Origin of the sequence: Micromonospora sp. NPDC048935 (genome assembly GCF_043197875.1) — a bacterium.
Lineage (GTDB): Bacteria > Actinomycetota > Actinomycetes > Mycobacteriales > Micromonosporaceae > Micromonospora.
In genome coordinates this window covers 277,259-302,066 of sequence record NZ_JBICTZ010000005.1, presented here as the reverse complement: position 1 = coordinate 302,066, position 24,808 = coordinate 277,259, and the positions used below count along the sequence as shown (strand labels likewise).

General features: G+C 72.4%; 20 protein-coding genes. 12 read left to right on the top strand and 8 right to left on the bottom strand.

Annotated elements, in window-relative coordinates:
• Window positions 1-26: 26 nt before the first annotated feature.
• Together ACGFIW_RS17030 and ACGFIW_RS17025 are read right to left on the bottom strand one after the other, a co-directional pair.
• Window positions 27-1,043: a phosphotransferase family protein gene (locus ACGFIW_RS17030; RefSeq protein WP_393316007.1), complete on the bottom strand. Its 1,017-nt coding sequence runs from the start codon at window positions 1,041-1,043 to the stop codon at window positions 27-29.
• A complete protein-coding gene (locus ACGFIW_RS17025; RefSeq protein WP_393316004.1) occupies window positions 1,040-2,113 on the bottom strand; it encodes a LacI family DNA-binding transcriptional regulator in 1,074 nt (357 codons plus the stop codon). The genes ACGFIW_RS17030 and ACGFIW_RS17025 overlap by 4 nt, the downstream gene beginning before the upstream one ends.
• Window positions 2,114-2,228: 115 nt before the next feature.
• Between ACGFIW_RS17025 and ACGFIW_RS17020 the strand changes: the two genes are divergently transcribed.
• The 5 genes from ACGFIW_RS17020 (at window position 2,229) to ACGFIW_RS17000 (ending at window position 10,734) form a co-directional block, all read left to right on the top strand.
• Window positions 2,229-3,380, top strand: coding sequence for a Gfo/Idh/MocA family protein (locus ACGFIW_RS17020; protein WP_393316001.1), 1,152 nt, complete (start codon window positions 2,229-2,231; stop codon window positions 3,378-3,380).
• Window positions 3,377-4,528, top strand: a complete 1,152-nt coding sequence (locus tag ACGFIW_RS17015; protein WP_393315998.1) for a dihydrodipicolinate synthase family protein — start codon at window positions 3,377-3,379, stop codon at window positions 4,526-4,528. The genes ACGFIW_RS17020 and ACGFIW_RS17015 overlap by 4 nt, the downstream gene beginning before the upstream one ends.
• Window positions 4,525-5,328: a sugar phosphate isomerase/epimerase family protein gene (locus ACGFIW_RS17010; protein ID WP_393315995.1), complete on the top strand. Its 804-nt coding sequence runs from the start codon at window positions 4,525-4,527 to the stop codon at window positions 5,326-5,328. Before ACGFIW_RS17015 ends, ACGFIW_RS17010 begins: the two co-directional genes overlap by 4 nt.
• Before the next feature lie 770 nt (window positions 5,329-6,098).
• A complete protein-coding gene (locus tag ACGFIW_RS17005) occupies window positions 6,099-9,185 on the top strand; it encodes a S8 family serine peptidase (RefSeq protein ID WP_393315993.1) in 3,087 nt (1,028 codons plus the stop codon).
• A gap of 193 nt (window positions 9,186-9,378) precedes the next feature.
• A complete protein-coding gene (locus tag ACGFIW_RS17000; RefSeq protein ID WP_393315990.1) occupies window positions 9,379-10,734 on the top strand; it encodes a serine hydrolase domain-containing protein in 1,356 nt (451 codons plus the stop codon).
• Between the two features lie 180 nt (window positions 10,735-10,914).
• Here ACGFIW_RS17000 and ACGFIW_RS16995 read toward each other — a convergent pair whose 3' ends face one another.
• Window positions 10,915-11,832, bottom strand: a complete 918-nt coding sequence (locus tag ACGFIW_RS16995) for a LysR family transcriptional regulator (protein ID WP_393316481.1) — start codon at window positions 11,830-11,832, stop codon at window positions 10,915-10,917.
• Window positions 11,833-11,970: 138 nt separating this feature from the next.
• Between ACGFIW_RS16995 and ACGFIW_RS16990 the strand changes: the two genes are divergently transcribed.
• Window positions 11,971-13,218, top strand: a complete 1,248-nt coding sequence (locus tag ACGFIW_RS16990) for an MFS transporter (protein ID WP_393315988.1) — start codon at window positions 11,971-11,973, stop codon at window positions 13,216-13,218.
• 9 nt (window positions 13,219-13,227) lie between these two features.
• Here the strand turns inward: ACGFIW_RS16990 and ACGFIW_RS16985 are convergent, their stop codons facing one another.
• Both ACGFIW_RS16985 and ACGFIW_RS16980 read right to left on the bottom strand, forming a co-directional pair.
• Complete coding sequence (locus ACGFIW_RS16985) at window positions 13,228-14,130, bottom strand: hypothetical protein (protein ID WP_393315986.1); 903 nt, start codon at window positions 14,128-14,130, stop codon at window positions 13,228-13,230.
• Entirely contained in the window at window positions 14,127-14,528 is a 402-nt protein-coding gene (locus ACGFIW_RS16980; protein WP_393315983.1) for a hypothetical protein, read from the bottom strand. Before ACGFIW_RS16980 ends, ACGFIW_RS16985 begins: the two co-directional genes overlap by 4 nt.
• Window positions 14,529-14,602: 74 nt before the next feature.
• On the opposite strand from ACGFIW_RS16980, the gene ACGFIW_RS16975 reads away from it, so the two are divergent.
• Window positions 14,603-17,401 (top strand): CHAT domain-containing protein, encoded by a 2,799-nt coding sequence (locus ACGFIW_RS16975; protein ID WP_393315980.1) that lies wholly within the window; start codon window positions 14,603-14,605, stop codon window positions 17,399-17,401.
• Between the two features lie 31 nt (window positions 17,402-17,432).
• Here ACGFIW_RS16975 and ACGFIW_RS16970 read toward each other — a convergent pair whose 3' ends face one another.
• A complete protein-coding gene (locus ACGFIW_RS16970) occupies window positions 17,433-18,569 on the bottom strand; it encodes a tetratricopeptide repeat protein (protein ID WP_393315977.1) in 1,137 nt (378 codons plus the stop codon).
• A 97-nt stretch (window positions 18,570-18,666) separates the two neighbouring features.
• Here ACGFIW_RS16970 and ACGFIW_RS16965 point away from each other — a divergent pair, with 97 nt between their 5' ends.
• Together ACGFIW_RS16965 and ACGFIW_RS16960 are read left to right on the top strand one after the other, a co-directional pair.
• Window positions 18,667-19,332 carry a hypothetical protein gene (locus tag ACGFIW_RS16965; protein WP_393315974.1) on the top strand — a complete coding sequence of 222 codons (666 nt, stop codon included), beginning with the start codon at window positions 18,667-18,669 and terminating at the stop codon, window positions 19,330-19,332.
• Window positions 19,311-20,147, top strand: a complete 837-nt coding sequence (locus ACGFIW_RS16960; RefSeq protein ID WP_393315971.1) for an RNA methyltransferase — start codon at window positions 19,311-19,313, stop codon at window positions 20,145-20,147. The genes ACGFIW_RS16965 and ACGFIW_RS16960 overlap by 22 nt, the downstream gene beginning before the upstream one ends.
• Here the strand turns inward: ACGFIW_RS16960 and ACGFIW_RS16955 are convergent.
• Both ACGFIW_RS16955 and ACGFIW_RS16950 read right to left on the bottom strand, forming a co-directional pair.
• Entirely contained in the window at window positions 20,137-20,676 is a 540-nt protein-coding gene (locus tag ACGFIW_RS16955; RefSeq protein ID WP_393315968.1) for an alpha/beta hydrolase, read from the bottom strand. The genes ACGFIW_RS16960 and ACGFIW_RS16955 overlap by 11 nt on opposite strands.
• A 48-nt stretch (window positions 20,677-20,724) precedes the next feature.
• On the bottom strand, window positions 20,725-22,305 hold the full coding sequence (locus tag ACGFIW_RS16950; protein ID WP_393316479.1) for an NAD(P)/FAD-dependent oxidoreductase: 1,581 nt from the start codon (window positions 22,303-22,305) through the stop codon (window positions 20,725-20,727).
• Between the two features lie 156 nt (window positions 22,306-22,461).
• Here ACGFIW_RS16950 and ACGFIW_RS16945 point away from each other — a divergent pair, with 156 nt between their 5' ends.
• The 3 genes from ACGFIW_RS16945 to ACGFIW_RS16935 all read left to right on the top strand — a co-directional run bounded on the left by ACGFIW_RS16945 (window position 22,462) and on the right by ACGFIW_RS16935 (window position 24,803).
• Window positions 22,462-23,688: a hypothetical protein gene (locus ACGFIW_RS16945; protein WP_393315965.1), complete on the top strand. Its 1,227-nt coding sequence runs from the start codon at window positions 22,462-22,464 to the stop codon at window positions 23,686-23,688.
• 33 nt (window positions 23,689-23,721) lie between these two features.
• Window positions 23,722-24,162, top strand: a complete 441-nt coding sequence (locus ACGFIW_RS16940) for a hypothetical protein (protein WP_393315962.1) — start codon at window positions 23,722-23,724, stop codon at window positions 24,160-24,162.
• Between the two features lie 68 nt (window positions 24,163-24,230).
• A complete protein-coding gene (locus ACGFIW_RS16935; RefSeq protein ID WP_393315959.1) occupies window positions 24,231-24,803 on the top strand; it encodes a GNAT family N-acetyltransferase in 573 nt (190 codons plus the stop codon).
• Window positions 24,804-24,808: the final 5 nt, after the last annotated feature.

Below are 24,808 nucleotides of genomic sequence, written 5' to 3'. Positions count from 1 at the left end.
GAGCCGCCCGGACAACGGGAATTCGCTCAGCGCGCGAGCGCGTCGAGCTCCGCGTCCAGCAGCGTCGCGAGCCGGGCGTGCCGCTGCGGATGGCTGCTCGGGGTCATGCCACGGCTGGGCATCTCCACGGTCATCAGCAGGTACAGGTGCAGTCGGTAGAGGCCGAGCCGGCGTCGTGCCGAAGCGTCCAGCACCAGCGGTGCGGCGGTGGCGTCGCGGTAGCCGCGCAGCAGCGGATGCTCCGGCTCGTCCTCGACGCGCCGGAAGAGCAGCGGCGAGACCAGGTCCAGCAGCGGGTCACCGTAGAGGAACCGTTCGCCGTCGACCAGGCCGCACAACCGGAGCCGGCCCCGCGAATCGGGCGCGGCCAACACGTTGCCGTCCCAGCAGTCGAAGTGCAGCAGCGCCGGCCGGTCCACCTCGTCCAGCACGTCGGCGTGCCGTCTGACCAGCCCGTGCAGGCGGTCCGGGGTCACCGGCAGCCGCACGCTCCAGTCGGTCGCGTCGGCGAGCAGCGCGTCGAGCATCGCCGTGAACGCCACCCGCCAGGTCGGCCCGCCGGCCCGGTCGCCGTCGTACCCGAACCGGTCGCCGGTGACCCGGTGCACCGCGGCGAGGGCCACCCCGAGGTCGTAGCGTGCCGGGCCGTCGTCGACCGCGACGCCGCCCGCGGCCAGGTCGGACAGCGACCGGCCGGGCAGCAACGCGGTGACCAACCACTCGCCGTACGCGGGGTCGGTGCCGTGGTGCAACACCGGAGGTACGGGCACCTGCGGGGCGTGTTCCGCGACGAGGCGGAAGTAGCGGGCCTCGGCGGCACAGAGCCCTCGTTCGTAGCGCAGCAGCGGCGTTCCGGCCGGTGGGGCGAGCTTCAGCACCACCCGGCGGTCGTCGTCGAGCCGCACCCACCAGACCGTCGCGTATCCACCGCCGTCCAACGGCCCGGCGTCCCGGACCCGGGTGTGTGGCCCGAACGACGCGTGGACCAGGTACGCCACGTCGTCGCGGGTGAGCGGACGCTGTGTCGGGCTGATGCCGGTCACGAGACGGCGTCACCCCGTCGAGCGCGCGGCGCGAAGCCGGCGGTGGCGCGGGCGGCGGTCGGGACGGGACCGGCGGTGTCCCTGCGGATCAGCTCGGCGGGGAGCACCTCGACCCGGGGGGTCGGCACCTCCGCGGCGAGCACCAGGGACATCGCCCGGACTCCCATGTCGACAAGCGGCAGTCGCACGGTGGTCAGCGCCGGGGTCACGTCCTGGGCGATCGGCATGTCGTCGAAGCCCACCACGGAGATCTGCCGCGGCACCGCCAGCCCACGTGCGCGCAGGGTGGCGAGCGCGCCGATGGCCATCGAGTCGTTGAGCGCCACGATCGCGGTCAGCTCCGGATCGGCGTCGAGCAGTCGGGCGGTCGCCTCCGCGCCGCCGTCGCGGTCGAACTCGGCGTACCGGATGTGCCGTTCCGGCAGGTCCCGGCCCTGCTCGGTGAGGGCCTGGCGGAGGCCGGCCAGCCGGTCGGTGGTGGTGGTCAGGATGCGGGGGCCGGCGATCACGCCGATCGCCCGGTGCCCCAGCCCGCACAGCTCTTGTCCGGCGAGGTAGCCGCCGGCCCGGTTGTCCGGCATCACCGCGTCACCGGAGTGCTCGTGTCGACCGATCACCACCACCCGCCCGCCGGTGGCCTCGTACGCGGCGAGCTTCTCGTTGAGCTGCCGGGTGAACGCCTCGTCGTGGTAGCCGGAGCCGGCCAGGATCAGCGCCGCGACCTGGTGGCCGCGCAGCAGCTCCACGTACTCCAACTCGCGGTCCGGGTCCCGGTAGCTGTTGCAGATCATCAGCAGGCGGCCCTGGTCGGTGGCGACGCGTTGCAGCCCACGGGTGATCTCGGCGAAGTACGGGTCGGAGACGTCGTGCACGATCACGCCCACCGCGCTGCGGTGCGAGCGGGCCAGCAGTTGCGCGTGCGCGTTCGGCACGTACTGCAACTCGGCGACGGCGGCGAGCACCCGCTCGCGCAACTCGTCGGTGACCGGCTTGCTGCTGGCGTTGATGACGCGGGAGGCGGTGGCGGGTGAGACGCCCGCCCGGCGGGCCACATCGGACAGAGTCGCCATGGCCCGCCCCCTCGATCTGTTGACGGCGTTTCGTCGTGCCGGCTAGCGTCACGGTACCGCAGAGAAAGCCCTTTCCCGCAGGGAGGCACGACCAGCACGACGGGAGGGAACACCCATGACCCGCAGGTCGATCGGCATCATCGTCAACGGCGTGACCGGACGGATGGGCTACCGGCAGCACCTCGTCCGCTCGCTGCTGGCCATCCGCGAGGCCGGCGGTGTGACAGCGGCCGACGGCACGACCATCTGGCCGGAACCGGTCCTGGTCGGGCGCAACGAGACCAAGCTCCGGGAGATCGCCGATCGGCACGGGCTGACCGACTGGACGACAGACCTGACCTCGGCGCTGGCCCGCGACGACGTCGAGATCTACTTCGATTCCCAGGTCACCCAGCAGCGGGAGAAGGCGATCCGGCGGGCCGTCGAGGCCGGCAAACACGTCTACACCGAGAAGCCCCTCGCCGAGGACACCGCCGCCGCGCTCGACCTGGCCCGGGCCGCCGACGCGGCCGGCCTGCGCACGGGCGTCGTGCAGGACAAACTCTTCCTGCCCGGCCTGCGCAAGCTCAAGCGTCTCGTCGACGGCGGCTTCTTCGGCCGGATCCTCTCGGTGCGTGGCGAGTTCGGCTACTGGGTCTTCGAGGGTGACTGGCAACCCGCCCAACGTCCGTCGTGGAACTACCGGGCCGAGGACGGCGGCGGCATCGTCGTCGACATGTTCCCGCACTGGCACTACGTGTTGGAGGAGCTGTTCGGCCGGGTCGCCGCCGTCTCCTGCGTGACCGCCACCCACGTGCCCGAGCGGGTCGACGAGGCCGGCCAGGTCTATGCGGCCACCGCCGACGACGCCGCGTACGCCGTCTTCGAACTCGACAGCGGCATCATCGCGCAGATCAACTCGTCCTGGGGTGTGCGGGTGTACCGCGACGAGCTGGTGGAGTTCCAGGTCGACGGCACCGAGGGCAGCGCGGTGGCCGGGTTGCGCAACTGCCGGGTGCAGCACCGGGCGGTCACCCCGAAGCCGGTGTGGAACCCGGACCTGCCGGCCACCGAGGACTTCCGGGCGCAGTGGGCCGAGGTGCCCGACAACGAGGAGTTCGACAACGGCTTCAAGGTGCAGTGGGAGGCGTACCTGCGGCACGTCGTGGCCGGCGAGCCGTTCCGGTGGGACTTCCGGGCCGGCGCGCGCGGCGTCCAACTCGCCGAGTTGGGGCTGCGCTCGGCCCGGGAGGGCCGTCGAGTCGAGGTGCCGGAGCTGTTCGGGTGAGGGCCGAGGTCGTGCTGCCGGGCGGGCGACGGCACCGGCTGGCCGGTGGCAGCGGCTTCGCCCGCCCGGCAGCCCCGGCGAGGAGCCGGATCGCGTACGCCGCCGCGCACGTGGTCGCCGACCCGGCCGCGGAGAACGTGCCGGGCGCCCCGGCGGCGGTGGACTGGCACACCACGCTCGCGTTCCGGCGGCACCTCTGGTCGTACGGGCTGGGAGTCGCCGAGGCGATGGACACCGCCCAGCGGGGGATGGGGCTGGACTATCCGGCCACCCGGGAACTGATCCGTCGCAGCGCCGCCGAGGCCCGCGCGGTGGGCGGTCGGATCGTCGCCGGCGTCGGCACGGACCAACTGCCACCCGGCCGGGCCACCCTGGCGGCGGTCACCGCCGCGTACACCGAACAGCTCGGCGACGTCCGCGCGGCCGGCGCCCGGCCGGTGCTGATGTGCAGCCGACACCTGGCCGCCGCCGCCCGCGGGCCCCAGGACTACCTGCGGGTGTACGACGAGCTGCTGAGCGCCGCAGACGGGCCGGTGGTGTTGCACTGGCTGGGCCCGATGTTCGACCCGGCGTTGACCGGCTACTGGGGTGCGGCCGACCTGGACGCCGCAGCCGACACGGTCACCGAGCTGATCAAGGCGCACGAGTCGAAGGTGGACGGCATCAAGGTGTCGCTGCTCGACGCCGGCCGGGAGGTCGCGCTACGCCGCCGGCTGCCGGCCGGGGTGCGCCTCTACACCGGTGACGACTTCCACTACCCGGAGCTGATCCGGGGCGACGAGGTGGGGCACTCCGACGCGCTGCTCGGGGTGTTCGCGGCCATCGCACCGGCCGCCGCCGCCGCGTTGGCCGCCCTGGACCGGGGTGACCTGGCGGCGTACGCCGAGATCTTCGCGCCGACGGTGCCGCTGGCCCGGCACCTGTTCGCGGCACCGACCTGGCACTACAAGACGGGGATCGTCTTCCTGGCCTGGCTGGCCGGGCACCAGGACCATTTCACGATGGTCGGCGGGGCGCAGTCCGGCCGGTCCCCGGCGCACCTGGCGACCCTGCTCGTCCTGGCCGACAGGGCGGGGTTGTTACCGGACGCCGACCTGGCCGCCGCCCGGGCGCGGGCGTTCTTCACGGTGGCGGGGGTGACCCAGTGAGCCTCGCGCGTTTCTCGTTCAACCAGGCCACCGCCCAGCACTGGCCCCTGCCCGACGTGGTGTTCGGCTGCGTCGCCGCCGGGGTGCCGGGCATCGGGCTGTGGCGCGAGCCGGTGGCGGAGTACGGGCTGGCCCGGTCGGCGAAGCTGGTCCGCGAGGCCGGTCTCACGGTCACCTCGCTGTGCCGGGGCGGGTTCTTCTCCGCCGACGACTGGTTGGCGGAGAATCTGCGCGCCATCGAGGAGGCGGCCACCCTCGGTGCCCCCGAGCTGGTGCTGGTCTCCGGAGGGCTGACGCCGGGCAGCCGGGACATCGACGGCGCCCGCCGTCGGGCCGCCGACGCGATCGGCGAGCTGGCACCGCACGCCGAGGCCGCCGGGGTACGGCTGGCCATCGAGCCGCTGCACCCGATGTTCGCCGCCGATCGCTGCGTGATCGCCAGCCTCGGCCAGGCGCTGGACATCGCCGAACGGTTCGACCCGACGGTGGTCGGCGTGGTCGTCGACGCGTACCACGTCTGGTGGGACGACACGGTGTACGCGCAGATCCGGCGGGCCGGGCCACGAATCGCCGCGTTCCAGGTCTGCGACTGGGTGACGCCGCTGCCGGAGGGGGTGCTGCTCGGCCGGGCGCTGCCCGGCGACGGGTGCATCGAGCTGCGCCGGTTGCGCGAGGCGGTGGACGCGGCCGGGTACGACGGCCCGATCGAGGTGGAGGTCTTCTCCGCCGAGGTGTGGGCGCGGCCCGGCGCGGAGGTGCTGGACGCGGCGATCACCGGTTACCTGGGCCACGTCGTCTGAGCCGCACGACAACCGGTGGCCGAAGCAGTCGCCGCTCGGCCGGGCGTCGACCTCTCCACCGCCTACCTCCCGCAGACCTGGCCGACTCGCGGGAGCCGAGGTCGCTGTCGCGCATGTGACGGCGCCCAGCCGACCCAGCCCAGCCGACCCAGCCCAGCCGACCCAGTCGACCCAGCCGAGGCTGATGACCCACTGAGCGGCGTGGCCGGCCCAGAGGAGTGGGCACCCGGCTCGCCGCCTTTGCTCTGCACCCGCGGATGCGACGGCTACGGTCCGTGACTGGCGCATATCGGGGTGCAGAGCAAAGGCAGTCAGGAGCCGTCCTCGGCGATGTGCGCTCGTCTTCGCCCAGGCGCTCGTCTCTGACGCGAAGATCCCGCTGCCCGCTGCCCGCTGCCCGCTGCAGGGTGGACGGTGGACCCGCCCCGTGCCCTGGTTAGGCGACCGAGGCCGCGGCCCGCCGTCGGGATGGCGGCGACGGCGGCGCCGACGGCCAGGGGCAGGCCGTCGCGCACGACTCGACCGGCCTGGATGTCCCGGTCAGGTCGGGGGAGTGTCGGCGAGGACTGACCCAGGGTTCGCCCTGCTCCGGGGGCATCGGGAAAACTTGATCTAGGCGTGGCCGAGAGAACGTGATCTTATACGCACCGGCGATCCGTAACACCGCGCAAACCGTCGATTAACCGTCGGCGGCTTAGGTGGGGGAGCGCTCCCATGAGCGGATCGCGATCGAGGAACAGCTCCACAAGGGAGCCATTGAAAGGAGCCTCGTGGCTACAGGCACGAGCGGAAACAGGCTGCGACGACTGGCGATACCGTCGCTGGTCGTCGCGCTGATCACCGGCACCACCGGCGTTGCGGGACCGGCGTCGGCGGCCCCGGCGGGGCCGGCAGGCAGCGGCACCAGCTACTTCACCGCTGGACACGACAAGAAGGTCACCCTGACCGACGGGGCCGATCGCCGACCCGGCGGCCGCAACGCGGCCAGCCAGCGGGCCGCGGTGGACGAGACCGGTTCGGGCACGTACATCGTCGAGCTGGCCGAGGACCCGCTGACCGCGTACACCGGCGGTGTTGCCGGACTGGCGCGGACCCGTCCGGACGCCGGGAGCCGGCTGGACGCGACGTCGGCACCCGCGCGGGCGTACCGCGGACACCTCGACGCGCAGCGCAAGGCCGTCGCGGACGCCGCCGGCGTCACGGTCAAGGCGGCGTACACCGCCGCCTTCAACGGATTCTCGGCGAAGCTGACCGCACAGCAGGCGACCACCCTGCGGGCGGACAAGCGTGTCCGCGCGGTGACCGCCGCGCGGGCCCTCGGCACCCCGACGCCGCCGCCCACCGCGCCGTCGCCGACCGCCCCGACCACCCCGAGCGCCGGTGCCCCGAGCGCCACCACCTCGGCCGCGCCGGAGCAGGGCCCGGCGGGAGGTCCGCCCGGCAGGCCGGTCAAGCCCGGTCCCGGTACGGGCGCGGGCATGGTGATCGGCGTCCTGGACACCGGCATCTGGCCGGAGAGCGCGTCGTTCGCCAAGAAGATGCCGCCCCCCTCGACCTGGCACGGCACCTGCCAGACCGGTGTCGCCTTCGTGGCCGAGCACTGCAACGGCAAGATCGTCGGAGCCCGGTACTTCGCCGACACGTGGCTCGCGGACGGCGGCTCGGTGCCCGGCGGCGAGGTGCTGTCCCCCCGCGACATGTCCGGGCACGGCACGCACACCGCCTCCACGGCCGCCGGCCTGCCGATTCCGAACGTCACGATCGACGGTCGGCGCTTCGGTCCCGTCTCCGGAGTGGCGCCGGACGCCCAGATCGCCGTCTACAAGGTGCTCTGGGCCGGCATGGGCTTCGACGCCGACATCATCGCCGGCATCGACGCCGCCGTCGCCGACGGCGTGCAGGTCCTGAACTTCTCGATCGGCAGCGATCTGGGCGACTGGGAGGCCAACACCCCGATCGGCATCGCCTTCCTCAACGCCACGTTGGCGGGAGTCTTCGTGGCGGCGTCGGCCGGCAACACCGGCATCGTGAGCGGGGCGATCAGCAACGCGGCACCCTGGGTGACCACTGTCGGCGCGGCGGTGACGAACCTCGACGAGGCCACCATTCAGCTGGGCGACGGCACGAAGCTCGTGGGCGGCTCGCTGGACGCACTGCCCGGCGGCGCCTCGCGGCCGATGGTCTTCGGCGAGCAGGCCGGTACGCCGGATCTGGGTGCGGTCTACTGCGAACCGGGCAGCCTCGACCCCGCCAAGATCAAGGGCAAGGTCGTCGCGTGTGCGCTGTCCGACATGTTCGGTTCCGCCGCCGAGATCAAGGCCAAGGGCGGAGCGGCGATGGTGGTGTTCGACCCGGTCGGCAACTACCGGATCAACTCCATCTTCAACTTCCCGGTCGTCTACCTGCCGACCGAGAAGCAGGCCGGCACGCTGTTCAACTACCTGATGCGCCACCCCACCGACGCGAAGGCGTCCCTACGTAGCGGCGGTGACGGCTCCAGCGTCCCGGGCGTGCCCAGCGTCGCGGACTTCTCCTCCACCGGCCCGGACAGCGTGGCCGTCGGCGTCGTCAAGCCGGACCTGGTCGCACCGGGCTCGGACATCATCGCCGCGGTCTCACCGGCGGGCAACTTCGGGCGGGCGTACGACGCGTACTCCGGCACCTCGATGGCCTCACCGTACGTAGCCGGCGCGGCCGCCGTTCTGCGTGCCACGCATCCGACCTGGTCGCCCGGCCGGGTCGCCTCGGCGCTGCGCACCACCGCCACCGACACGGTCGGCACCAGCAGCCCCCTGGACCAGGGCAGCGGTTTCATCAACCTGGCCGGGGCCACCGATCCCGGGCTGGTCATCGAGCCGACCGCGGCCGACCTTGTCGCCTTCAGCGAGACGGCCGTGCCGGACGGCAAGGAGCTCAACCTGCCGGGCATCTCGCTGCGCGAGTACGACGGGACCCGCCCGGTGACACTCACCCGCACCCTGACCAACGTGGGCAAGGAGCGGGAGACCTACCGCTCGTCGGTGTCCGGCCTGAAGGGCATGAAGGTCACCGTGTCGCCGGCATCGGTGACGGTGGCGCCCGGCAAGTCCGCGACCGTGACCATCACGCTGCGCCGCGGCAGCGCGCCCTGGGACCGGTACGTGACCGGGTCGATCGGCTGGCGCGGCAAGGCCCACAGTGCCCGGATCCCGGTCACCGCCCGTCCGTGGGGCATCATGCCCCGACCGTACGGTGACGACGGGGAGGAGTTCGGCCGGATGACCAGCGGTGCGTCCGGCCTGGTCCAGCCCGGCTTCACCGGACCGCTCACCGGCCGCAGCACCGGTTACACGCCGATGCAGCGTGCGTCGTACTCGATCCCGGCGGGTGTCTACGGCGGCGTGTTCGACCCGAAGGCCGCTGGCGTGAAGAAGTTCGACTTCACGGTGCCGGCGAACACCGCGGGCATCATGGTCGAGACCAACACCGACGACCCGAACACCAACCTGGACCTCTACCTGTACCGGGGCGACAAGCTGATCTACAGCAGTGACAGGTACTGGACCAGCACGGAGCAGGCGTACAAGTTCCTGCCCGAGCCGGGGCGCTACACCGCGTACGTGTTCGCACAGTACCCCGGTGCTCCGGTCGTCGACTTCCAGTTCGGTCACGCCATCATCGGCCGCAACGCGAAGTACACGGGTGCCGCGCTGACGCTTCCCCGCACGGTGGAGCGCGGCTCGTCGCAGCAGTTCACGCTCAAGCCGAACAAGCCGCTGCCCGCTGGCGACTTCTGGGCGTACACCGAGTACAGCAGCACCAACGGAACGGTCATCCCCGGCAACCTCGTCTACACCCAGCAGAGTGCCTGGGAGTAGCGGTTAGCTGACCGTGGGGCGGTGCCGAGCGCACCGCCCCACGGTCCCTTCCCTTCCGCGATCTTGCACTTTCTGCCCCGGCGTAAGGGGGCGTACCGGCGCATACGGGCGACCGAAACTGCAAGATCGACGGGTGGGCATCGCCCGTCGAGAGGGCTTGATCCACCGCCGTGCGTGGTCAAGAATCGGCGCCGTGAAGGACTCGGGCTTCTCGCACGGCTGGGCTCAGATGCTGGGCCACCTTGACCGGCAGGTGTCTTCCGGACTGCTGTCGCCGGACACGGTGGCGCTGCCCGATCTGATGAGCAGCTACCAGGTGCCGGGGGTCAGCATCGCCGTCGGGCATCTGGACGGGCAGGTGTGGGCGGCGGGGTATGGCGTCACCGGAGGCACGACGTCGACGCCGGTGACCGCCGGCACCGCGTTCGCGGCCTGTTCGATCAGCAAACACGTCGCCGCGTTCGGCACACTGCGACTGGTCCAGGACGGTGTGCTGGCTCTGGACACCGACATCCGCGAGTACCTCACCTCGTGGCACCTGCTCGACCGCGAGGGCCGGCAACCGGCGGTCACCGTACGACAGCTGCTGGCGCACACGGCGGGCCTGTCCGACACCTGGTACCGGGGCTATCCCGCGGATCGTGCCCCCTCGCTGTTGCAGGTCCTGGACGGCAGCGGCCCGACGACGACCGCACCGGTACGGTCGACCCTGTTGCCGGGGAGCCGTTTCCGTTACTCGGGCAGCCACTACTGCGTACTCCAGCAGTTGCTGGTGGACGCGACGGGCGTGCCGTTCGAGGACCTGATGCGCACGCTCGTGCTGGACCCGGTGGCGATGGCCGACAGCAGCTTCGACCAGCGGTTTCCGCACCAGCGGCCGCATCGGGTGGCCCGGGGCCACCACGGCGGCGGCACCGCGCTCCCCGGCGGGTGGCGTACGCAACCGGAACTGGCCGCGGCGGGACTGTGGAGCACCCCGACCGACCTGCTCCGGCTCGACCTCGAGATCGCCCGAGCGGTCTCGGGAGACTCGCGGCTGCTCGACCGCGACCTGGCCACCGACATGTGGACACCGCAGATTCCGGGCGGCGCCTACGGGCTCGGCACCGAGGTCGAGGACCGCGCCGGACGCCGGCGGTTCGGGCACACCGGGTTGAACGTCGGCTACACCTGCTTCTCGTACGTGTGGCCGGACAGCGGCATCGCGGTCGCCGCGATGACCAACTCCGAGGACGGCTGGGAGACGCTTGTCAGCATCCGTGCCGCCGTGGACCGTCGGTACGCCACAGCGGTCACCACCGCACCGCCTGGTGACGTGTCGGGCCGCTACGTCCTGCGCGACGACTATCCGATCGACATCGCGGTCACCGACGGTCAAGTGACCTTCTCCGCCGCTGGTCAGCAACCGGTGGTGCTGCGCGCAGAACCGGACGGTCGGCACCTGCACCCGGGACTCGACCTGGAGATCCGGTTCCTGCCGGCCAACGGCCAGCCTGACGCCCTGGAACTGCGGCAGGAAGGAGTGACCCAAACCGCGAAGCGGTCGTGATGGTGACGGACCGCGAATCGATGCCGTTGCCACGCTTCACCATCGCGAACGACAGCCCCATGGTGACCATTGCCCACACGAAACAGCCGATCAGGACGGCCGCGATGAACAGGCGTCTGCGGTTGGACGGTCTGCCACCGGTTCGGGGCTGGCCGAGCCGGGGTCCCGAGCACCGCCCCGTCAGGTGGCTGGCGCCCAGGACGGGCGCCACATCGGCGTCGGGAGCGGGGCCAAGCCTGCGACGTGGTCGATGACCGCCCGCAGGCCCGGGTGCGGGTTCGCCCGGGGGAGGAGGAGCGACAGCGGGTACGCGAGCGTCGGATCCACGATCGGGATACGACGTAGGTCGTGGTTCACCGGCCAGAGGTACCTGTCGCGCGAGCCGACGAGTGTTGCCACGTCGGCGGTGTCGGCGAGGATGTCGAGGAGCACCTCGTCGCCGAAGTGCGGGCCCGCCGCGTCGATGCGCAGGTCGAAGTCGGTCGCGAGCTGGTCGTAGAAGTCCGCCCACTCGCTGCGCGGCGCGATGCCCGGCACCCAGATCCGGTGTCCGCGCAGCCGCTGCGGTGTCAGTGTTCGGGCGGAGGCGAGCGGGTGTCTCGGGCCGACGAGGAGTTCCAGCGGGGAGTCGAACGCGTGGATCATCCGCACGTCGCGTGGCAGCGTGGCCGGGTCGGTGACCGAGCGGAACGAGGCGTCGATGTCGCCGGCCTGGACGGCGGCGGCCGCCTCGCGCGGGTCGTCGACCCGCAGGGTCACCACGTCGAGGTTGGTCTCCGGATATGACCGCCAGTAGTCGTGCAGGACGACGGCCTGCGCGGACCGCAGGCCGAGCACGTCGATCCGCAGGGCCCGCGAGCCCGGCCTGACCGCGGCCACGGCACGGTCGACACCGGCGACGACGTCCCGGGCGTGCGGGAGGAACGCCTGGCCGTCGAGTGTCAGCTCGACCCCTCGGGCGGTACGGGTGAACAACCGGACGTCGAGCTCACGTTCGAGGGCGGCGATCCGTTTCGACACGGCCTGTTGTGTCACGCCGAGCTCGTCGGCAGCCTGCTGCAACTGCCCGAGCTCCGATGCGCGAACGAACGATCGCACCGCCTCGGTATCCACTGACCCATTATGCGCACGCACAACCGATGGTTGTGGCTCGCCCGGAAGCCGGTTGTTTGTCCCCACGGCGGTCGGTGCGCTGGGATGCCCGGATCCGAAAACCGCGTGTCAGGAGGGAGCCGCATGCGCGTCCGGTTGGGGCCCGACTTCGGGTGGCTGTGGTCGGCATACGGGGTCAGCGCGTACGGCACCTGGCTCGCCTTCGGCGCGTTTCCGCTGCTCGCGGTACGATTATTGGACTCGTCGGCATTCGCCGTGTCGCTGCTGGATGCGGCGGGGCTCGCCATCGCGGCGATCGTCGCCGTCTCGCTCGGGCCGTGGGTCGAGCACCGGGCCAAGCGGCCGGTGATGATCGCGATGGACCTGGTCCGGTTCGCGGCGATGGCCAGTGTCCCGGTCGCGTACCTTCTCGGCGTGCTGTCGTACGCCCACCTGTTGGTTGTCTCGGTGGTCTGCGCGACGGCGAGCATCGCGTTCACCGCCGCGTCCGGCGCGTACCTGAGACATCTGGTCCGTGGCGAGCATCTCCTGGTGGCGAACGGGAGGTTCGAGGGCACGACCTGGACGGCGATCGCGGTGGGTCCGCCGCTGGGCGGTGCGCTTGTCGGGTTGCTCGGCCCGGTCGTCACGGTCCTGGCCGACGCTCTCAGTTACCTGCTGTCCGCGCTCGCGGTTTTGCGCATCCGGGGCGGCGACGTCGCGGCGCCCCACGACCGGGTCACCCGGTTGCGCCCGGCCGACCTGCCGCACGGGTGGCGACTCATCCTCGGCGACCGCGTCCTGCGGGGTCTGTTCCTCAACTCGGTGCTGGTCGGCGGCCTCATCATGGCCACCGCCCCGCTCCTGGCCGTTCTCCTGCTGGGCGAATACCACACGCCGGCCTGGCAGTACGGTCTCGCGTTCGGGATCCCCGCGCTCGGCGGGTTCGTGGGTGCCCGCCTGTCCGCGCGTCTCGCGCGCCGCCACGGCCAGCGCCGCGTCATGATCGTCTCCGGCTGGTTGCGATCGGTGTTCCCCCTCGGTCTCGCGTTCGTCCAGCCCGGCATCCCCGGGCTGGTCACCGTGATCGTCGTCGAGAGCCTGCTGATCACCTGCATGGGCGTCTTCAACCCGATCTCCGCGACCGAACGCCTGCGACGGAGCCCGGTGTCGCACACCGTCCAGGTGCTCAGCACCTGGACTGCCAGCAGCAGACTCCTCCAGGCCGTCCTGATGGTGATCTGGGGTGTGCTCGCCAGCCTCACCAGCCCGCTTGTCGCGATCGCCGTCTCCGGCGTACTCCTGCTCGCCACCCCGCTTCTGCTGCCCACGCGCGAAGACTGGTCGGCCCCGGAGCCGGTCCGGCCGGCCGAAGACGCCCGGGTCGCGTGACGCTCCGGATCACCGGTCCTTGCGCAGCAGGGCCGTCACCGCCTCTCCGTCGGCCGTGCCGAAGGTGCCGTCGGTGGGATGCCCCAGCGCGGCGCCGAGGGCGCGCACGTGCAGATCGACCACCGCCTCCACCAGGTCGGCCAGCACGGACACCGTGCTCCGGCCCCGTCGCCAACCCGCCACGCACAGGCCGAGGCCGATGATCGCCGCGGGCCACCACAGCAGGCCGAGCGCCAGATACAGCGATCCCCAGCCCACCCGTCGGGCGGCGGCGGTGAAGTCGGCCTGGGCGAGGGCGAGCGGATCGCGGGTCTCCTCGGGCAGCAGCAGCCACAGTCGGGGCCAGGCGGCGGCCAGGTCCAGGCCGTAGCAGGCCCGCACCCGTACCGCCGTGGCGAGCATGCGGTCACCGATCCAGGTCGGCCGGTCCGGCTCGGTCAACGCGATCCGGTCGCAGGCACGGGCGAGCGCCTGGGTGTCCGGCATCGGCCCGGGAGCGCCGTCGGCGGACCGCAGCCGCCGCGCCTTGTCCCGCAGGGCGTTCTCGTAGCGCTCCACGGCGGCGTGCCACCGGTGCCGCCGCCGGCGGGTCACCGCATCGCCGGCCCGGCCCCAGCCCTGCGTCCACAGGGCCACGACCAGGCGTTCCAGGCTCTGGGCGGCCGTCGCGGCGACGACGCTGGCCAGCACGACACCGAGGACGATCAGCAGCGCGGAGCCGGTGCCCGGGGCCGGTGACCCGAGGGCGAGCCGGTCCACCTCCCGCCCCAGCAGCGGCAGGTCCCACCAGTGGGCGTGGCCGAGCCGCACCGCCACGGCGGCCACCGCCACGAACACCACACCGGGCAGCGCCAGCCCGGCGAGCCACCGTTCCGCCAGCTTGCCGCCGAGCGAGGCGATGACCGCGTTCACCGGTCCATCCGGAAGGTCGGCAGCGGGCAGTCCCACACGGCGCAGCGCGGCGGCGGGCCGGCGTCCGGCCGAGGGATCTCCACCCGGTCGCACAGGTCACCGGGGCACACCAGGACGACCTCCGGGCGGCGGCCGTGAACGCCGGCCAGGGGCAGGTAGTGATGGCCGCGGGCGGCCGTGTCGCCACCGAGCAGCCCGCCGAGGCGCATCAACTCGGTCACCTCGGCTAGCACCGCGTCCACGCCCCGGTCGGACACCGACCGGTCACGCAGCCGCGCCAGGGCCTGGGCCGGTTCCGGCCCGAGCAGGTCGCCCACCTGTGCGATGTCCGCGCAGACCCGGGCCAGCCGGGCCGCCCGGTCGTCGTCGAGTCGCCTGTCCGGCACCGATTGACTCATCGGCTGATTATCTCCTGTCGATGCCGGCGCCCGGCTGGCAGGCTGGGGAGCGACCGCGAGGAGGAGGTGCGCCGGTGGGTCCCTACGCGACGGACGCCGTCGACCGCTGGCGTCGTGCCGCGGCCGGCCAGCCGCGCGGCGACCGGCGATGGGCCCAGGCCCAGGTGGAGCTGGGGGCCGCGCTGCTCGACAGGTACGCCGCGGACCGGGCGCGGGAGGACCTGATCGAGGCCACCGTCGTGCTGGAGGCCGCGATCCGCACGATGGCCGACACCTTTCTGGCTGCGGAGTTGGGTACGGCGCACGGTGTCCGCGCCCTTGCCACGTACACCGATGTGCTGCTGGCCAGGGCCCAGCTCGACGGTGACCCAGAGCTGCTGGACATCGCCGAGCGGTATCTGCAGTTCGCCGACGACACCTCGGCCGACCTCGGTAACAGCGCGTTGCTGATGCTGAAGAACTGCCAGGTCCATCGCGCCCGGCACACCTTCGACGGCTCGGTCGACACGCTCTACCGGCTCACCGGCATCGCCAAGATGGCCGAGCGGTGGATCAGCGAGGAGCATCGGCCCGCGTTGCGGGGCATCCACGCGGAGGCGCTGTTGCGTGCCTACCAGCTCACCGGGGTGGAAGACTACGTCGACGAGGCGATGGAGCTGCTGTCCTCGGTGGACACGACCGGGCCCAACCAGGACCAGATCGTCGTGCTGCGAGCCCGGTGCCTGCTGGCCCGGGCGACCGGGACCACCCACACCGTCGATGTCGAACGGGCCGTCGCGTTGCTGCGCGAGCACACCCCGCAGGGCAACGCGCCGCGTTTCCTGGCCGGGCAGACGTTGCTCACCCTGGCCGACCGCACCGGCCGCGCCGAGTTGCTCGGCCAGGCGTGGGAGGAGTTCCTGGCCGCGCTGAACACCGTCGGAGAGCGGCACCCGGACCATCGGACGGCGCTCGCCAGCCTCGCCAGCGTCGGCCGGAAGGCGTACCAGCTGACCGGCGACATCTCCGCGCTGGAGACGGCTATCGGTCTGCTGCGTCGGGCGCTCGCGCTGTCCGCGCGCGGCGAGGCCAACCACGCGTTGTACCTGGACGGGTTGGGCTACAGCCTCCGGTTGCTCTACGACGCCACCGGGGAGCCCGCCTACCTGGAGGAGGCGATCGTCCTGCTGCGCAGGGCCCTGGACGCCCTGCCCGCGGGCGATCCGCAGCGTGTCGAGACCGGGCTGTCCATCGCCCAGGCGTTGCGGGCGACCTACCTGCGTACCGGTGCGACGGCCCTGCTCACCGAGGCCGCCGAGCGGGCGCGCGCCGCCGGCCGCGTCGACGCCGGCGCCGTGCCGGTCCGGATCCAGTCCTTCGACAAGGCGGCCTACACGCTGACCGCGCTGGGCCGGTGGGAGGAGGCGACGGATGCCTTCGACGAGGCCATCACGCTGCTGCCCCGGTTGGCGTCCCGGGGGCGTACCCGACACGACCAGTACGCCGACCTCGGCTCGACGGCCGGGTTGGCGGCGACCGCCGCCTCCTGCGCGATCGGCGCGGGGCAGCCGGAGCGGGCCCTGGAGCTGCTGGAGCGTGGCCGGGGCCTGCTGCTGCACCAGCGGTTGACGGCCGACGGCGAGTGGGCGGCGCTGCAACGCGCCGACCAGCACCTGGCGGCCGACTTCCAACGGATGCGCCGGGACTTCGAGGCGCCCGTCCCCGAATCGTCGGCGCCCACCACCTTCGGCCGGGACCGGGAGACCGAGTGGAACGTGTTGTTGGCGACGATCCGGGAGCTGCCCGGCCTGGGTGACTTCCTGCGTGCGCCAAGCGCCCGGCAGTTGCTCGACCAGGTCGACGGCACGGTGATCGTGCCGATCGCGAGCGAGTTGCGCTGCGACGCGCTCATCCTGCGACAGCACCGCGTGACGGTGCTGCCCCTGCCGGATCTGTCGCTGGCCGACGCGATGACACACCTGCGCCTGCTCCAGGAGGCCACCACCACGGCCTACGATCCGGCGGCGGACGCGCGGAGCCGGCTGCGCGCCCAGTCGGTGCTCACCGGCGTACTGCAATGGTTGTGGCAGGCCCTCGTCGGGCCGGTGCTGGAGCACGTGGACGCGCCCGGGGCGGCCGGCGAGCTGCCGCGCGTCTGGTGGTGTCCGGTCGGCCCGCTCGCCTTCTTTCCCCTGCACGCCGCCCAGGCCGGCGTCGGCCGGTCCGCCCTCGACCAGGTGGTCTCCTCCTACACCCCGACCGTGACCGCGCTCGCCCGCAAACGCACCGGCCCACGACAGTCCCGCCCCGACGCCCGGTCCTGCGTCGTGGCGATGCGCGCCACCCCCGGCGGCCCGGCCGCGCTGCCCAGCGCCGAACGCGAGGCCGCGTCGGCGGCGCGGGCGCTGCCCGGCGCGTGGCTCGGGCTGGACGCGACGGCCACCCGGCAGCAGGTCCTGGACCGGCTGGCCGGCTCGGCGTACGCGCACTTCGCGTGCCACGCGGTGGCCGATCCGCACGACCCGGCGCAGGGCCGGCTGCTCGTCCACGACCACGAGGACAGCCCCCTCACCGTGGCCGATGTGTCCCAGCTCGACCTGGACGCCGAGTTCGCCTTCCTGTCGTCCTGCGCCACCGCCCAGGCCCCGCCGACCCTCGTCGACGAGTCGCTGCACATCACCGGCGCCTTCCAACTCGCCGGGTTCCGGCACGTCATCGGCACCCTGTGGAAGATCGACGACGCGGTCTCCCTCGCCCTGACCACCGCCTTCTACGAGCACGCCGACGCGACCGGGGCGGCGGCGTACGCGCTGCACTCGGCCGTGCGGGGGCTGCGGGACCGCTACCCGCTGACGCCGACGCTGTGGGCGGCGCACATCCACACCGGCGGCTGACCGTCGCTCACCGGGCCACCGCCCCTCGGTGTCAGCGGGTGCGCCGGACCAACGCCCGGGCCTTCTCCGTGTGTGGATGGGTCGGGCCGTGCACGCGTTCGCACCCGGCCAGCGCGGCCCGCGCCTCCCGACCCGCCCGGGGGTCCCCCTCCTCGACCAGCAGCAGGGCGAAGAGCGTGCGCATCTCCAGGGTCGCCGGATGGTCGGCGCCTCGGCCCCGTTCGCTGTCCGGCAGCGTGTCGTCCAGCAACCGGATCGCCTCGGCCCGCCGGCCCACCCCGTCCAGTGCCCTGGCCAGGGAGTGCTGGGCGTGCAGACGGACACCGTCGGTGTTGCTCAGGGCGCGACCGGCGTCGTCCGCGAGCGTCCGGGCGGCGTCGACCGCCTCGGCCGCCCGGCCGTTGTCGAGCAGGACGACGAGCAGGTTGCTGCGGGCCTGCAGCGACGCCGGGCTGGTGGGCCCCAACGTCCTGGTCATCCGCTTGACCACGTCCCGGAGGGCCCGCTCGGCCTGCTGGCTGCGGCCCTGTAGGTGCTGGATCCCGGCGAGCTTCAGCTGGCAGGTCAGGGTGTCCGCGTCGTCCCGGCCCAGCGTCCTGGCCATGCCGTCGGCGACCTGCCGCAGCAGCGGCTCGGCCTCGTCGAGGCGCCCCAGCTCGATCAGCAACCAGCCGAGGTTGTTGCCGCTGCGCAGCGTCTCGGCATCCTCGTCGCCAAGCACCCGGCGTCGCGCCGCGTAGGCGTCTCGTTGCACCCGCTCCGCCTCGGCGTGTGAGCCGCGCTGCCACAGCGCGAACGCCAGGCTGTGCTTGCTGCGCAGGGTGTCCGGATGCTCCGGCCCCAACGCCGAGCTGCGCAACCCGACGATCTCCTGATAGACGGCCACGGCTTCGGCGACGTCGTTGCCGCGCATCAACTCCTGCGCGTAACGGGAGCCCGCCTCCAACGTGCGCGCGTCGGACGCGCCGTACTGCTGGTGGTAGGCGTGGTATTGCAGCCCGAAGGCCACCGGACCGCCGACCGTCTCGGTGGTCGAGCGGCCGCCCTGGGTGACGGTGATCTCGATGACCGGCCCGGACGACGTCGCCTTACGCGGTGGCTCGTCGTCGCGTTTGCGGCTTCGGTTGAACCATCTGCCCACCGCACGCGCCTCCCGCAGTGTCGACACCCGCACGATCCGTCATCGACAGCAGACTACGTGTCGATGTCAACCGATATCACCGGCGGCGAGGAAGTATTGACGCTCGCACGTCAGGAGGTGGGGAGTGCACGTCAGTCTGGCGACGAGCGCGGGTAGGGCCGACCGGCCGAACGAGGACTTCGTCGGTGCGGTGCCCGGCGCCGTCGTCCTGCTCGACGGCGCGGGCATCCCCGGAGCCGAGTCGCTCTGCCACCACGGAGTCGCCTGGTACACCCACCGCCTCGGCGGCGCGCTGCTCGGCCACCTGTCGCCCGACGACGGGCGCGACCTCGCGGACATCCTCGCCACCGCCATCGACGAGATCGCCACCGAGCACCGCGACACCTGCGACCTGGCGGACCCCAGCAGCCCGCAGGCCACCGTCCTGCTGGCCCGCGCCCACCGGGGCCGCCTGGACTATCTGCTCCTCGCGGACTCCTTCCTCCTCCTCGACCAGGCCCGCGGTGCCCCGCAGGTGATCACCGACGAGCGCGAGGTGCTCGCTCGGCGCGACTGCGCGGCCCCCCTGAGCGACGTTGCCCAGGGAACGCCGGAGTACGACCACGTGCGCGCCTCCTGCGTCGCCGCGCTGCGTGCCCGCCGGAACCGACCGGGCGGGACTCCCCGCCCGGCGCGCGCCGGGCGCGGCGCCCACCCACGTAAGCTCGGCAGGTTCTGGTGCCGAGTGGCCGGCCGAACGACGTACGAGCAGACACGATTAAGGCGGGGTTGGTGGCGGTCCTCCGGGTGACGACTCGCAATGCGCGGTTCCAGCAGTGGGAGGCGCTGTTGGGCAACCGCACCAAGCGCCAGCGCGGCGGCGAGTTCCTCGTGCAGGGCGTGCGGCCCATCACGCTGGCGATCCAACTCGGGTGGCAGGTCCGTCAGCTGCTGTACAACGCGGACGCACACCTGTCGACCTGGGCGCAGGAGACCCTGGACGGGGCCGGCGCGACAAGGGTCGCCGTCGCCGGCGAGTTGATGGTCGAGCTGGGCGGCAAGGTGGAGGGCGCCCCGGAGCTGCTTGCCGTGGTGGCGTTGCCCGAGGACGACCTCGGTCGGATCCCGACCGGCCCCGATCTGCTCGCGGTCGTGTTCGACAGGCCGACCAGCCCCGGAAACATCGGGACGCTGATCCGGTCGGCGGACGCCTTCGGCGCGAGCGGCGTCATCCTCACCGGCCACGCCGCCGACGTCTACGACCCCAAGGCGGTACGCGCCAGCACGGGCTCGCTGTTCTCGATCCCCGTGGTGCGCGTCCCGTCGCACCGGCAGGTCCTCGACTGGGTCGACGCCGTCCGGGCGGACGGCGTCGACGTGCAGGTGGTGGGGACCGACGAGAGCGGTACGGCGGAGGCGGCGGAGTACGACTTCACCCAACCGACACTGATGCTGGTCGGCAACGAGACGTCCGGGCTCAGCTCGGCGTGGCGCGACGCCTGCGACCGCCTGGTCCGGATACCCATGGTGGGCATGGCCAGCTCCCTGAACGCCGCCACCGCCGGGTCCGTCGTCCTGTACGAGGCGGCACGCCAGCGGGCCAGCAGGGAGCGGATCAGGGGATGAGCCGGTCGAGCAGGTCGAACCGCTCGTACGGCTGGTCGTAGTCGCCGAAGTGCCCGTCGTCGCGCACGATCTGGGTGCCGCCGAGCCGCTCGAACATGGCGCGTCCCTGCCGGTCGTCGCAGCCGTACGGATCCCGGAGTGAGTTGACGAAGTAGATGTCGCGCACGTGGGACCGGATCGCGGCCCAGTCGTAGCTCTGCTGGAGGACCGGTTCCTCACTGGTGTTGGGCTGGGTGCTGTAGCCGGCGACCAGGACCGCCTGCGCGACGGTCACCTCGACGTGCTCCAGGAGCGCCAGGAGGAGCGCCGCGCCGCCGGAGTGGCCCACCAGGACCGTGTCCTCGTCGAAGGTGTGCCCGTCCAGCACCTTCGGCAGGAACGTGGCGATCGGCTCGACGTTGATGCCGGGGTGGTGCGGCACCTCGACGGCGTAGCCCCGGGCCTCCAGCCGTGCGGCCAACCACCGATACCACACCACGTCCGGGTTGCCGCCGGTCCCGTGAAAGATGATCGCTCTGCGCCCCACCATGCCCCCCTCGGATCGAGGGTCTGATCAAACCACGCCCCGCCGACACCGTCAGGCCAGCGGGACCTGCGCGGCCGGGTCGCCGTCGCCCCCGGAGTGGACCCCGACGGGCGTGGCGATCGGGGCGGTGACGATGCGGCTGGGCAGCACCGGCGCGTCCCGGCCCGTGCCGCGTCGGTCACCGCCGGAGGACTGCTCGTGGTAGTCCTGCTCGACGTTGACCGTCCAGACGTCGTGCGTACTGCCGGTGGCGATGTTCTCGACGGTGAGCATCGCGGTCAGCATCGAATGGTCCTGGTTGTTGTAGCGGTGCATGCCGTTGCGCCCCACCGGGTGCACGTTCGGCACCGCCTCGGCCAGCCACGCGCGGATCACGTCCACGTTGTGCTGGTAGCGCTCGTCGTACACCGGGTATGCCTTGGGCATCCGCACGACGTAGCCGGCCTCCACCACGCCGGGCCGGGCCAACCCCAACCCCTCCAGCTCCGCGGTGCCCAAAGCCACCAGGTCGGCATCCGGGGTACGCCACATCTCGTCGTCCTCGAACACGAAGTACTCCAGGCCCAGGCAGGTGCGGCCGTCCTTGACCAAATACGGCGACCAGGAACCGAAGTTCTGGATCCGACCCACCCGCACCCCCGGGTCGTGCACGTAGATCCAGTTGTCCGGGAAGGAGAACTCCGCCGGCACCACGAGCGCGACCGTCAGGAAGTCGCGGTAGCGCAGGTCGGCGGCGCAGGCCAGCACCTCCGGTGGCGCCGCCGGACGCAGGACGGACACCAGCTCCGAGATCGGCATCGACGAGATCACGTGGTCGGCCGGTTCGGTACGCTGCCCGCCCGCGCCGTTGACCGTCACGCTGATCGCCCGACGGCGGGCCGGGTCGCGGTGCACGGCGGTGACCCAGCTGCCGGTGGACAGGCGCCCGCCCCGCTCACGGACCCGCTCGGCGCAGCGCTCCCACATCATTCCCGGCCCGTACTTCGGGTACTGGAACTCCTCGATCAGACTTGTCACGTCCGTGCGCCGGCGCCTCGGCAGCAGCGCGTTGCGGATCGCCGTGGCCAGCGACAGGTTCTTGATCCGCTGCGCGGCCCAGTCGGCCTGCAACCGGTCGGCCGGCATCCCCCAGACCTTCTCCGTGTACGTCTTGAAGAAGATCGAATACAGTCGCCAGCCGAACCGGGCCGACACCCAGCCCTCGAAGTGCGACTGGTCCCGAGGGGGCCGCAGCCGGGCGCGGGCGTACGAGCCGAGGCAGCGGGCCGCCTCCGTCAGACCCAGGTTGCGCAGCGCGTTCATCGCGCTGAGCGGGTAGTTGAACAGCGCACCCCGGTAGAGGATCCGGCTCATCCGGGGCCGGGTCAGGAAGTCCTCGTCGGGCAGGATCTCGTGCCAGAACGCCTCCACCCGAGGCACCTTCGTGAAGAACCGGTGCCCGCCGATGTCGAACCGCCACCCGTCGCGTTCCACGGTCCGGCTGATCCCGCCGACCACCTCGTCGGCCTCGAAGACCTGCACCGTCCGGCCGTGCCGGAGCAGCTCGTACGCCGCCGTGAGCCCCGCCGGCCCCGCACCGATGACCACGGTGCCGTGCCGCTCGCTCCCGCTGCCGCGTTCCCCGCTCCCCACCGCCGTCGGAAACGCCCCGCCTACCCGCTCTGCGTCGAATGTCACTGCTGGTCAACGATCGATTCCGCTCCGGAGTGGCGTCTGGCGGCGGACAACCGGTTGGACGACACTCCGGTGCGGCGGGGGTGGACCGGCGGATGGGGGGAGCGGGGACGGATGCACAGCTGGCGGAGCGGCACGGCGACGCTTGCCGTCCGGTTGGCCGCGGCCGGCGGCGCCACGGCGCGCGCGGCCCGTCGGGTGCCGGAGCCCTGGCCGTACGTCATCGGCCTGTTCCTCGGTGCGAAGCTGCTGCTGACCCTGCTCGGCCTGCTGGTCCTGCACGCCTGGGACGGCGTGCCCGGGGCGCCGCCGCCGGACGAGGCGATGATGTGGGCGCAGCAGCGCGAGATCTCCGGGCAGCGGTGGATCTCCCTCTGGTTCGCCTGGGACGGCCTGCTCTACCTGCGGTTGAGCGAGCTGCCCCTGAACCAGCCCTGGAACGACTTCGGCTTTCCGCTGCTCTACCCGTTCCTGGCCCGGCCGGTCGGCGCGCTGCTCGGCGGCGACAACGCGCTGGCCCTGCTGTTGATCAGCAACGTCGCGTTCCTGCTGGCGCTCTGGTACGGCTACCGGCTGGCCGAGCTGCTGCTCGGCGACGCGCCCGCCGCCCGCCGGTTCGTCCGCTATCTCGTGCTGTTGCCGACCGCGTTTCTGTTCCAGGCCGCGCTTACCGAGTCGCTCTTCATCTGTCTCGCGCTGGCCGCGTTCTACCACGCCGAGCGCGGGCGGTGGCTGCTTGTCGGTGTGCTCGGCTACTTCCTGGCGATGAGCCGCTCCGTCGGTCTGCTCGTCGCACTGCCGCTGGCCCTGGTCCTGCTGCGTCAGCACGACTGGCGGCTCGGCCCGCGCGCCCTGCTCGGCTACCTGCGGATCGGCTGGCCGTTGCTGCTGCTGCCCGCCGGGTGGTTCACCTTCATGGCGTTCTGCCGGTGGCGCGGCGGGGACTGGTTCGCCTACCAGCACGCTCAGCGGGTCGGCTGGGGCATCGAGGTGCAGAACCCGGTGCCGGTGCTGCTGAACGGGCTGACCGGGGAGCCGCACGACGCCGCCCGGGCCCTCTTCGCCGTGGCCGTGCTGGCGGTGCTTGTCGCCGGGTTCCGCCGCCGCGACCTGGCCTACCTGGTGTACGGCGTCCTCATGGTGCTGGTGCCGCTGTCGATGGGCCCGGCGGTCTACCGGAGCCTGCTGCGCTACCTGCTCGCCGCGTTCCCGGTGGCCCTGGTGCTGGCCCGGTGGGCCCGGCCCGTCGGCGTCGACGTGTGGCTGACCGCGACGCTCGCCGTGGTGCAGGGCGTGCTGTTCGCGCTCTGGCTCAGCTACTGGACCCACACGATCATCTGATTGGGGTGGCCCTCGGCGGGGCAGGATGAGGCGATGACCGAGCCGCGGGTGCGCCTGGACGACCTGGGGGCCTGGCTGATCAAGGGCAACGCCGAGCTGGTCGACCTGACCGCCCGGTTCGCCCGGGATCCGCGGGTGACCAGCTGGTGTGTACGCCCCGGCTACCGGGCACGGTTGATGGACGCCGGGCAGGCGGTCGTCTTCTGGGCCAGCGGCAGCCGCGGTCGACTGCCCTACGGGGTGTGGGGGATCGGTCGGGTCACCGGGCCGGCCGAGCCGGGGCCGCCGGGGCAGCCCTGGTCGGTGCCGCTGGACCTGCCCATCCTCGCCGAGCAGGACCGGGTGCCCCGGCTGCGGCTACGCGCCGACGAGCGGCTCGCCACCCTGGAGGTGTTCGGCCAACCGCAGGCGGCCAACCCGTCGTACCTGACCGTGGCGCAGTTCGCGGCACTGCGTACCCATCTGCCGACCTGAGCGGTGCCCGGCGCGCGCACCCGACGGGCCTGTGCGAGGCTGCTTCTCCATATCTGACTGGAGGCCCGGTGTTCGCCCTGCCGCTGACCGAGGACGTCGAACTGCGTCCGCTGAACCCGTGGCGGGCCGAGGAGTTCCTCGCCCACCTGGATCGGGCGCGGGAGCACATCCGGCCCTGGGTGTCGCCGTCGTTCGTCGCCACCGACCTGCCGTCGGCCCGCGCGGTGTTGCAGCGCTACGCCGACAGGTGGGCCAGCGACACCGGCGGCATCTGGGGGCTGTGGTGGCGCGGCACGCTCGTCGGCGGCGTCATGTTCGTCTCGTTCGACGTGACCCGGGGCGTCTGCGAGGTGGGCTGCTGGGTGGAGCCGGCCGCGCAGGGCAGGGGAATGGTCGCCCCGGCGATCCGCCGAATCGTCGACTGGGCGGTCCGTGAGCGCGGCATCCAGCGGGTCGAGTGGCGTACCACCGCCGACAACACCCGCAGCAAAGCCCTCGCCAGCCGACTCGGCCTGCGCCTCGACGGCACGCTGCGCCAGGTCAGCCCCGGTCCGCACGGTCGGATCGACGTCGAGGTCTGGTCGGTGCTGGCCGACGAGTGGCCCGCCGCGCACTCACCGTCCACCGACGACCGCGAATAGTTGTC

Coding starts and splice junctions, on each gene's coding strand:
- ACGFIW_RS17020 (WP_393316001.1), top strand. CDS start 2,229: ATGACCCGCAGGTCGATCGGCATCATCGTCAACGGCGTGACCGGACGG.
- ACGFIW_RS16980 (WP_393315983.1), bottom strand. CDS start 14,528: ATGAGTCAATCGGTGCCGGACAGGCGACTCGACGACGACCGGGCGGCC.
- ACGFIW_RS16940 (WP_393315962.1), top strand. CDS start 23,722: ATGACCGAGCCGCGGGTGCGCCTGGACGACCTGGGGGCCTGGCTGATC.
- ACGFIW_RS16955 (WP_393315968.1), bottom strand. CDS start 20,676: ATGGTGGGGCGCAGAGCGATCATCTTTCACGGGACCGGCGGCAACCCG.
- ACGFIW_RS17025 (WP_393316004.1), bottom strand. CDS start 2,113: ATGGCGACTCTGTCCGATGTGGCCCGCCGGGCGGGCGTCTCACCCGCC.
- ACGFIW_RS16990 (WP_393315988.1), top strand. CDS start 11,971: ATGCGCGTCCGGTTGGGGCCCGACTTCGGGTGGCTGTGGTCGGCATAC.
- ACGFIW_RS16945 (WP_393315965.1), top strand. CDS start 22,462: ATGCACAGCTGGCGGAGCGGCACGGCGACGCTTGCCGTCCGGTTGGCC.